At 62.6% G+C, this 5,299-nt stretch carries 7 protein-coding genes; 6 read left to right on the forward strand and 1 reads right to left on the reverse strand.

Annotated features, from left to right (window positions below; genetic code table 11):
• Positions 1-906: Bug family tripartite tricarboxylate transporter substrate binding protein (locus AC1DY5_RS40845; RefSeq protein WP_478120146.1), on the forward strand; the 906-nt coding region annotated here is incomplete at its 5' end.
• Here AC1DY5_RS40845 and AC1DY5_RS40850 read toward each other — a convergent pair.
• Entirely contained in the window at positions 893-1,729 is an 837-nt protein-coding gene (locus AC1DY5_RS40850) for an IclR family transcriptional regulator (protein ID WP_478120147.1), read from the reverse strand. The genes AC1DY5_RS40845 and AC1DY5_RS40850 overlap by 14 nt on opposite strands.
• Positions 1,730-2,688: 959 nt before the next feature.
• On the opposite strand from AC1DY5_RS40850, the gene AC1DY5_RS40855 reads away from it, so the two are divergent.
• From AC1DY5_RS40855 to AC1DY5_RS40875, 5 genes are all read left to right on the forward strand, one after another.
• Positions 2,689-3,567: an SHOCT domain-containing protein gene (locus AC1DY5_RS40855; protein WP_478120148.1), complete on the forward strand. Its 879-nt coding sequence runs from the start codon at positions 2,689-2,691 to the stop codon at positions 3,565-3,567.
• 41 nt (positions 3,568-3,608) lie between these two features.
• Entirely contained in the window at positions 3,609-3,887 is a 279-nt protein-coding gene (locus tag AC1DY5_RS40860; protein WP_478120149.1) for a type II toxin-antitoxin system HigB family toxin, read from the forward strand.
• Entirely contained in the window at positions 3,875-4,324 is a 450-nt protein-coding gene (locus AC1DY5_RS40865) for a helix-turn-helix domain-containing protein (protein ID WP_478120150.1), read from the forward strand. The genes AC1DY5_RS40860 and AC1DY5_RS40865 overlap by 13 nt, the downstream gene beginning before the upstream one ends.
• 436 nt (positions 4,325-4,760) lie before the next feature.
• Positions 4,761-5,027 (forward strand): hypothetical protein, encoded by a 267-nt coding sequence (locus tag AC1DY5_RS40870; RefSeq protein ID WP_478120151.1) that lies wholly within the window; start codon positions 4,761-4,763, stop codon positions 5,025-5,027.
• Positions 5,028-5,116: 89 nt separating this feature from the next.
• Positions 5,117-5,299, forward strand: a 183-nt coding sequence (locus tag AC1DY5_RS40875) for a hypothetical protein (protein WP_478120152.1), incomplete at its 3' end; no start/stop codon positions are given.

Consider the following 5,299-nt stretch of genomic DNA (forward strand, 5'->3'; position numbering starts at 1 on the left):
CAGGACTATCCCCGGCTCAGGCCCATACACCTGGTGGTGCCCTTTCCCGCGGGCGGAGCGACGGACGTGCTCGGCCGGCTCATGGGACAGGAACTCGGCAGGGTGCTCGATCAGGTCGTGATCGTCGAGAACAAGGCCGGAGCGGCAGGCGCGATAGGGACCGACCATGTCGCGAAGTCAGCGCCGGACGGCTATACCGTCTGTTTTTGCACCACTGGCCCGCAGGTGATACAGCCGCACCTGACGAAGCAGGCCTTCGATCCCCGCAAAGACCTGGTGCCCGTGATCCATATTCACAACGTTCCCAACGTGCTGGTGGCGCGCACCACGCTCGCGGCCAACACTGTGCCGGAGCTGGTACAGCTGGCGCGAAGCAAGCCGGGCCAGATCAGCTACGGAACCACCGGGCAGGGCGGTCCGCAGCACCTGGCGGGCGAGTACTTCCAGAAGCTGGCTGGCATCCGCCTGAATCACGTGCCCTACAAGGGCGAGAACCCGGCGTTCACCGACCTCATGGCCGGTCACGTCGATCTGGCGTTCGGCTCGATCGCGGTGGCCGAGCCGCTGATTCGAGCCGGCAAGATCAAGCCGATCGCTGTGACGGGCAAGCACCGCTCGCCTTCGCTTGCGGACGTGCCAACGGTGGGCGAGCAGGGCTACCCGGACTACGAGGCGTACACCTTCGTGGGGCTGAACGTGCCAGCGGGTACGCCAGGCCCGGTCATCGACAAGCTGAACTGGGCGACCAACGAGGTGCTGGCCGACAACCGGGTCCGCGAGAAGATGCTAGCGGCGGCGGTGGAGCGCGTCGGGGGCACATCGAAGGCCTATGCCGCATTCCTGGCCGCCGAGTACGAGAAGATGGGGCGCCTCATCGAAGATGGCCAGATCGTCATGAAGGAATGAAGGGTGGCATGCTCCTCGGCTGGACAGCCCCGACGACGCCCGAAGCCCTCGCAGCCACTTCCTTGACTGTCGCTCTGAGCGAATCCATATCCTTGCGGAATCGATCTGCCGGGCCAGCGACGCTGAGCGATGCGATGCACTCTCCATTGCCGTCGAATACAGGCGCAATCACGGACCCGACCCCAGCGATCGGGGTATCAATGGAACTGCACACACCTTCTGTCCGGATCTTTGCCATCTCGCGCGCAATCGAGGCCCTCGCGATCCCGGCTGGCATCTTGAGCTTGAACTGCACCGAGGCCATGTACTGGTCCCTGAAGCTCTTATCGGCATATGCGAGCAGCAACCAGCCGGTCGGGCTCGCATAGAGCGGCCGAATCGTACCGACAGGTACTTGCAGGCGAACCGGATGAGGGCTATTGACGAGTTCGACAAACGCCACGGCCTCGGCCTCACGGTTGAGCACGCCGAGCAGCACGGTCTCGCCGGTGCGCTCAACGAGTTCTTCCATGAAAGGCCGGATCATCTTCGGGAAGTTCCATGCGGACATCACGCTCGCCGAGAGGCGGATGATCGAGGGGCCGATGCGATAGCTGCCCTCACTGTGGATCAGGTAGCCTTCGGCCACGAGGGGGCGCAGCAGATTCAGCAGGCTGCTTTTCGGCGATGCCAGAGTTGCGCTCAACTCGGCGAGTGACATCCCGTTCTGCGTCAGCGACAACACGTCAAACAATCCCAGCAGGCGCGTCAGGGAGCGCGGGCCGGTAGTATCGCGTTCAGGGCCCTCCGCGGGCAGCGGCGCCGATCTCGCTTTTCTTGTCATTCGAATCCTTCGCCCACATAGGGATGCCGAATCGCCATTTTATCTTGGGCATTCCGCTACCAACTCTAGCGTTCGCGCGCGGGTCGGCGATCAGTGCGCAAAAGCGGTCGAGTTCACGCGGCGAGTTTTCGAATCTATTGGTAGCACGCGGCGGTCCATGCGGGAGGCGCCGCCGCGGCCACGCCCGGCGGGTGGGGGTGGAGACATTGCTGGTACCCAACGCTGCGCAGAATGCAACCGAGGCGCGCAGCCGTTCACGCGAGTGAAGCCACGTGCCGCGGCAAAATCACCCAATGACTGAACCCGGTGAACTCTCCGACGCTGATCTGCGGGAGCGCGCTCCGACTTGGCGTCGACAGGCCCTTCAGGGTGCATTGCACGCACGGGGCTACGCCCATGAATACGAGACCGAGATTCGTCGCCGCGCGCGACCGTTGACGACATCGAGCACTCAGCTCGATCTCACGCCGCTGGTGGCGCGTTCGCGGCGTTGGTGGCGGTTCTGGTGACGCTCGCGACCTCTCCGCCAGCCAGTACGGACGTTCAGTCCAAAAATTAAGTCGGCGGGGCGCCAGAGTGCGTCCTTCCGCGCGAGGCGCGACTACCGCTCTTAGACTGGTTGCCGTCCTTCGAATTCGTCAGCGGTACGACAGAGCCTGCCGAAAGCGGAGCTTGGGACTTTTCTTTGCGGACGGCTGATCTACTTCGGAACTTGACTTCGCGACAACGTCGAGAGAATCCGAGGTCGCTTGATGCGTGAATGCACGCGCGCCGCGTGCCAAAAATGGAGATTGATGCGCAGGCAGATGCGGTCCGTGCCGACGGCCAACTGCCGACCTGCGAGCCCGCCCTTTCCTTGCCGATGACGCAGCGGTATTTTCTTTCTGAAAGCCCGTGCCACGACAGTGTCTTGTCGAAGCCTCACAATCGCGCCCCTTCCCTTCGACAAGACACCTCCCATGCGACAACTCTCCCCGGCCGGCCAGCAAGTCATCAACGACATCGCGCAGCGCAACGGCTTCAGCGTGGAAGCGACGCTCAGCATGCTGGACTCGGTGATCAATGGAAACGGCAGCCAGGCGCAGTTCAACCACCCCGAATTCTCCGGCTCGGGCCAGTGGATGCGCGGCGGCATGATCATGCTGTCGGACATGTTCAATAACTACCTTAAGGGCCGCGTCGACAGCCTGTGCAGCGACCTGTCGAACCTCGTCGCCAGCCAGCCGGACCTGGTGCGCAGCGGCAGCTTCCAGTCGCAAAGCCAGGGCGGTGGCTACAACAACGGGCAAGCACAGACCAGCTATGGTGGTGGCGGACAGCAGCAGGGCAGCGGCAACTTCGGCCAGGCCAGCCTGTTCGTGCCCGGTACAACGAACGACTGGTGGCCTACCGACCTGCGCTTTCCGAACAGCACTGGCGCGCAGAACGGCGTGCGCTATGCCTACTTCGCGCAGGCGCGGCGCTTGGCCATCGAGGTCAATGGACGCGTCACGGTGTACGACACGCTGGACCACCAGATCGGCGCCTTCGGGCAGCAACAGTCGTACGGCGGCAGCCTGGGCTTCAACAGCCAGTACGGCTTGATCGACGTGGCCAGTCTGCCCGTGATCTCGGTCGATGGCGTCGCGCCAAATGTGGCGCCACCTACGCCGGCGTTCAATGAGCCAGTCAACCCGCAGGCCAGCGTCAACAACGGCAATGGCTACAACAACGCGCCCTCTGGTAACCAGCAGGACGTGTTCGCCACCATCGAAAGGCTCGCCGACCTGCGCTCCAAGGGCATCATCAGCGACGACGAGTTTGCCAACAAGAAGGCGGAGTTGCTCAGCCGGATATGAGGTGGCACGGGGATATCTCAAAATGAGATATACTGCAATCGATGCGGGTGATCTCCAACAAAGCCTGGACCAAGTTCGCAGCTCTTCATCGCGATGCCGAGGCCCCGCTGCAGGCGTGGTGCAAGATCGTCGAAACCGCAACCTTCTCCTATGCAGAACTGAAGGGGGCTTTCAACGCGACAGACAAGGTCGGCGACTTCTACGTGTTTGACATTGGCGGGAACAAGTATCGGGTGATTTCCTCGATCCATTTCAACCGCCAGATGCTGTTTGTTCGACATGTCTTCACTCACCAGGAGTACGACAAATGGAAGCCGTGATTGATCGTCAAGCCGCTGATGAGTTGGCCGGGCACTTCCTGGCTCTCTCAAAGCATGTTCCGCTTCGCCCCATCCGCACTGAGGGCGACTATGACGCGGCCGTGGCGTCGCTGAATGCCTTGCTGGATGCCGGCGCTGCTGATGAGACGCACCCTCTGGCCGATCTGGCCGCGACGCTCGGTGAGTTGATTGGGGATTACGACGTCGCTCACTATCCTGCCAAAGACGTCGCGCCAAGCGAAATGCTTCGCTTCCTGATGGACCAGCACGGACTCAAGCAAACTGACCTGGCCGAAGAGCTTGGGTCGCAAGGCGTGGTCTCGGAGGTGCTGAACGGTAAGCGGGAACTGAACTTGCGCCAGATGCGGGCGCTGGCTGGCCGCTTTGGCGTTCCCGCGGCGGCATTTGTTGATGGGATGCACGCGCAGGTTGCGTAAACCCATGGATGGCAGCGCGCCTGTCACCGGAGCGCCCAGCAACACCACCCCTCAAATAGACCGCAAGGTTCGCCAACACTGCGCCGCCTGCCGGGCAGCCCGAATTCCTCGGGTGACCTTTTCGAAAGCCTTGCAGCACGTATGGGAAGTTCGTGGTGCTCGCCGGGCTGAATCCGGATAAGTACATTGGTCGATACTCAACACCGCACATGCGCCTCCTGCAGTACAAGGACCTTGACCTGCGCAGGGTCAATTCCGCCTTCACCAAGGTTCGCGCAGCCATCGAGGCCGGGCGACTTCAAGAGTCCAGATGTCAAGAAGCTGCACTGCGGCGGCTAYTACCGCGCCAAGCTGGACCGCAGCAACCGGTTGCTGCTGCAGTTCGCGCGCCACGGCGGCGCGACGGGGTGCCTGGCGTTGGAGGTGATCGAGAACCATGCCTACGACAAACAAATCGCGCTTCCTGCGCGGCGCGCCGGTCGACGAGGCCAAGATCGAGCGCGGACCGAGCATCGAACCGACCCAATTGGCCGCCGAGGCGCTGCCCCTGCGCTGGCTGCACGCCACCCGGTCCGAGTTCGAGCTGCTCGACAAGCCCATCGTCTTCGACGACGCGCAGGAAGCCGTCCGGCGGAGGTTACCCACCCGTCGGCGGCCGTGCAAAGTTCGCCGCGTTCCTACATACCGCGGCCCTGCGTGCTGACACACGACCAAATGCTGGCGGCGAGGATCCATTCATTCTTCCCAGATGGCATGCACCTGCCGTAGCGCAGTTCTAAGCGAAGGAAGTATATGAATCCGAAAGACCCCGACGAGGCCGTCCCGACCATGGCGGACGACGTCAGCGCTGCCGTCGACGACGCCGAGGTGATAGCGAAAACGCTGCCTTCGGTACCGAGGCAGGATGTCCCGGCGCGAGTCCAGAAGTCAACGGATCGCGCACTGAACGCGATGTGCGGCTACGTGGTCAGGTAC

The organism is Variovorax sp. P4_D9, from assembly GCF_056401695.1.

Bases quoted from the DNA above. Each gene is read 5' to 3' on its own strand.
- AC1DY5_RS40865 (WP_478120150.1), top strand. From the start codon at position 3,875: ATGGAAGCCGTGATTGATCGTCAAGCCGCTGATGAGTTGGCCGGGCAC.
- AC1DY5_RS40855 (WP_478120148.1), top strand. From the start codon at position 2,689: ATGCGACAACTCTCCCCGGCCGGCCAGCAAGTCATCAACGACATCGCG.
- AC1DY5_RS40860 (WP_478120149.1), top strand. From the start codon at position 3,609: ATGCGGGTGATCTCCAACAAAGCCTGGACCAAGTTCGCAGCTCTTCAT.
- AC1DY5_RS40850 (WP_478120147.1), bottom strand. From the start codon at position 1,729: ATGACAAGAAAAGCGAGATCGGCGCCGCTGCCCGCGGAGGGCCCTGAA.
- AC1DY5_RS40870 (WP_478120151.1), top strand. From the start codon at position 4,761: ATGCCTACGACAAACAAATCGCGCTTCCTGCGCGGCGCGCCGGTCGAC.